This window comes from Mycobacterium sp., assembly GCF_049280035.1.
Classification (GTDB): domain Bacteria; phylum Actinomycetota; class Actinomycetes; order Mycobacteriales; family Mycobacteriaceae; genus Mycobacterium.
This window is the reverse complement of record NZ_JBAPPI010000335.1, coordinates 1-3637: the sequence shown is the minus strand read 5'-3', so window position 1 is coordinate 3637 and position 3637 is coordinate 1. Positions and strand designations below refer to the sequence as shown.

The window sequence follows — 3637 nt, the reverse complement described above, 5'->3', positions numbered from 1 at the left end:
CCGCAGGCCAGCGCCGGACGTGTGGTCACCACTGGAGTACCTGGGACATCTCCGAGAATCGATGGCATTTCATCGTTGGCTTATCGAACGGGCGCTCGCAGAAGACAACCCGCTGATACCGATGGTGGACCCCGACGAGTCAGTGGCTCAGTCGAAGTACAACGAGGCCGACCGCGCACAACTCATCGCGCAATTCGACCGACGGATACACCGACTCGACGACGCTCTAACTTCGTTGGACGACGTTGCCGCCGCTCGGACACTGACGCTCGGCGACCGACAGATCTCGGTAGCGCTCGTCGCGCGAAGCGCTTGGCACGAATGCCACCATCACCATCGCGACATTCGACGCCTGGGACATCTCGAATGACCGAGCTCTGTCTTGCAGTCAGCCGGGTCTTCGCGGCGCGGCCGGGGCCGCCATCGCGACGATCATCTCCGCGACCACCGCGATCATCTCGTCGCGGTCGACGGCCACGGTCTGCCGGTGGACCGTGTGCCAGGCCCGGTCCAGCAACCCCATCACCGCGACGCCAATGACGTCTGGTGAGTGGGCGCCGTAGCCGGCGATCGCCTGGCCGAGCTTCCACGATGCCCGGGTCACCATGCGGTTGCGTGAGTTTCGAAAGTCGTCGTCGTCGGGCGCCGAGTGCGCCGACGCGAGCACGAACGCGCCGTGGTGGTCCATGTAGTCGAAGTAGTGGCCGACCCAGGCCCGGATATCGGTCGGCCCGAATGGTTGGTCGGCCTCGGCCCACTCGGCGATGACGGCCAGGGCCTCGTGGTATGCGTTCTTGCCGAGGACGTTGAAGATCTCGCGCTTGTCCTTGAAGTAGGTGTAGAAGCCGGCGCGCGAGATGCCGCACGCCGCGGTGATGGCGTTGATCGGCGTACCCGCGTAGCCGCGTTCCAGAAAGAGACGACGGCTGGCGTCGAGGATCGCCGCGCAGGTGCGCTCGCCGCGGGTGGCGCGCAGTTGCCGTTCGGCGGGCGAAGCCGAGATCGCCGTCATGCGGCGACCTTATATGACAGTATCGTCAACTGCAATCACCACAGCTCAAGAGTTATTTATAATGTGGATCCATCCAGACTTGACATAAGTGTCAAGTTACGCGAAGCTCGTAGCCAGGCCCAAAGTCGAGCAGTGAGAGGCACCACGATGACGCAGTTCACCGACGCACCGATCTTCGATGCCGATCAGCACATGTACGAGAACCCCGATGCGCTGACGAGACACCTGCCCAAGGAGTTCCAGCCGAAGGTGCAATTCGTCCAGATCGGCAGGCACACCCGCATCGCGATCCTCAACAAGATCACCGACTACATGCCGAACCCGACGTTCGAACGAGTCGCTGCTCCCGGCGCCCACGAGAAGTTCTACTCCGGCCAGAACCCCGAGGGTCTGTCGATGCGCGAGATGTCCGGGCGTGGCATCGACACCCCGCCGGGAGCGCGCAACCCCGAGGACCGGCTCGCCGAACTCGACCGCCAGGGAGTCGACGCATGCCTGAACTACCCCACGCTGGCCGATCTGGTCGAGCATTCGGCCGCCGAGGATCCCGACCTGACGGTGGCGATCATCCATGCCCTCAACCAGTGGATGCTGGAACACTGGGGCTTCAGCCACGCCAACCGGATCTACTCGACGCCGGTGCTCACCCTGGGACTCGTTGACGAAGCGCGTCGCGAGCTCGCCTACATCCTCGACAATGGCGCCAAGGTCGCGCTGATCAAGCCGGCGCCGGTGAACGGCTACAAGGGGTGGCGCTCCCCCGCCCTGCCCGAGTTCGATCCGTTCTGGCGCGACGTCGAAGACGCGGGGCTGCCGATCGTGTTGCACGCCAGCCAACCTCCGCTACAGGAGTACATCGACAAGTGGGAGCCGCCGTCGACCAGTAGCGCGTTCGAGATGTCAGCATTCAAGTGGACCGCGCTGGGTCACCGTGAGATCGCCGACATGCTCACCAGCCTGATCTGCCACGGCACCCTGACCCGGTTCCCGAAGCTACGGATCGCCAGCGTGGAGAACGGCAGCGCTTGGATCAAGCCACTGTTCGACGACCTGCAGTCGACCTACAACAAGATGCCGCAGAACTTCCCCGAACATCCGCACGAGGTGTTCCGGCGCAACGTCTGGGTGAGCCCGTTCTGGGAGGGCTCGGTGGCCGACGTGGTGCAAACGGTCGGATGGGACAAGGTGATGTTCGGCTCGGACTGGCCGCATCCCGAAGGCCTGGCCGAGCCCAAGCGTTATTGGCAGTACGCCGAGGGCATGGACATCCGCCGGACCTACGACTTCATGGGTGACAACGCCCGGCGCTTCATGGGGCTGCCGATCGCCAATCCCGATCCGGAGGCCGTCAAGCCGCCAGCACTGGCGAACGCCTGAGGCCGCGTCTGTCGTTGAGCTCGCCCTTGGCGGTGACCAACACGCCGCCGTCCGGAAATGATCAGTCCTGGACAGGCCTCGGGCTACATTTTGTAAGCGTAGCTAAGTTTTCGTATAAGCTTGATACGAGCTGGTAGTACCAAGATCGCCGAAGGGATCCCGATGGCAAGAACTGAGAATGACACGTGGGACATCAATGAGAGCGTCGGCGCTACCGCGTTGGGGGTTGCCGGCGGGCGGGCGGCAGAGACCAACAGCGCCGATCCTCTGATCAGCGATCCCTACGCAAAGCTGTTCCTCGAAGCGGCCGGCGACGGCATATGGCGGGTTTATCTGGACGATGAATTGCCGGCCGAACTAACTGATGTCGACCCACAATTCGAGGACCGGATGCGGGCGATGCTGGGCTATACGGCGTGCCGGACGAAGTTCTTCGACGAGTACTTTCTCGCCGCAGCCGGCGACGGCGTCCGGCAGGCCGTGATCCTGGCGGCCGGTCTTGACTCACGCGCGTGGCGGCTCGCCTGGCCTGCCGGATGTGTGGTCTACGAGATCGACCAGCCCAAGGTGCTGGCATTCAAGACCAGCACGCTGGAATCTCATGGGGTCAGCCCGATCGCTTCCTACATCAGCGTCGGCATCGATCTGCGCCTGGATTGGCCGACGGCGCTTGCGCAGGCCGGGTTTGACGCGTCGGTTCCGACCGCGTGGTCGGCGGAGGGGCTGCTGCCTTATCTAACGGCCGAGGCCCAGGACCTGTTGTTCGACCGGATCCAGTCGCTCAGCGCGCCCGGGAGCCGTGTCGCGGTCGAAGCGTTCACCAACCAGTTCTTCAGCACAGAGAGTTTCGTGCGCCGCGAGGAGCAGACGGAACGGTACCGGCGGGCCGCAATCAAGCTGGGCGGCAAGGACATCACGGAATCCGGCAACCTGCTCTATGAGGAGGAACGAACGGAAGTCGTCGACTGGTTGCGAGCGCACGGCTGGGTAGTCACTGCCGCGACGAGCGCAGAGGATCTGATGGCCGCCAGTAACCGATCCGTCCCGGCTGGCCTCGATGCCGCAGTCCCGGAAAGCGTGTTCGTCGAAGGCCGACTGGACTGACGTGTCCTATGACGTGACCTCGGCAACCCGCTCGGCGGTCTGACGGATCAGTGCGAAGGCGTTAACCATCGCTTCGGTGACCTCGTGCGGGTCGTCGAAGGTCGCATCGTCGGCGAGCACCGAGATTTTGAGTTGGTCGACGTA

At 63.7% G+C, this 3637-nt stretch carries 5 protein-coding genes; 3 read left to right on the top strand and 2 right to left on the bottom strand.

The window, feature by feature from the left end:
- Positions 1 to 370: DinB family protein (locus tag WAN71_RS11255; protein WP_422225399.1), on the top strand; the 370-nt coding region annotated here is incomplete at its 5' end.
- A gap of 18 nt (positions 371 to 388) precedes the next feature.
- Here WAN71_RS11255 and WAN71_RS11250 read toward each other — a convergent pair.
- On the bottom strand, positions 389 to 1012 hold the full coding sequence (locus WAN71_RS11250; RefSeq protein ID WP_422225398.1) for a TetR/AcrR family transcriptional regulator: 624 nt from the start codon (positions 1010 to 1012) through the stop codon (positions 389 to 391).
- Positions 1013 to 1159: 147 nt separating this feature from the next.
- Here WAN71_RS11250 and WAN71_RS11245 point away from each other — a divergent pair, with 147 nt between their 5' ends.
- Both WAN71_RS11245 and WAN71_RS11240 read left to right on the top strand, forming a co-directional pair.
- A complete protein-coding gene (locus WAN71_RS11245) occupies positions 1160 to 2389 on the top strand; it encodes an amidohydrolase family protein (RefSeq protein WP_422225401.1) in 1230 nt (409 codons plus the stop codon).
- Positions 2390 to 2551: 162 nt separating this feature from the next.
- Positions 2552 to 3493, top strand: a complete 942-nt coding sequence (locus tag WAN71_RS11240; RefSeq protein ID WP_422225397.1) for a class I SAM-dependent methyltransferase — start codon at positions 2552 to 2554, stop codon at positions 3491 to 3493.
- A 6-nt stretch (positions 3494 to 3499) separates the two neighbouring features.
- On the opposite strand, the gene WAN71_RS11235 is transcribed toward WAN71_RS11240, so the two are convergent.
- Positions 3500 to 3637: WS/DGAT domain-containing protein (locus tag WAN71_RS11235; protein ID WP_422225400.1), on the bottom strand; the 138-nt coding region annotated here is incomplete at its 5' end.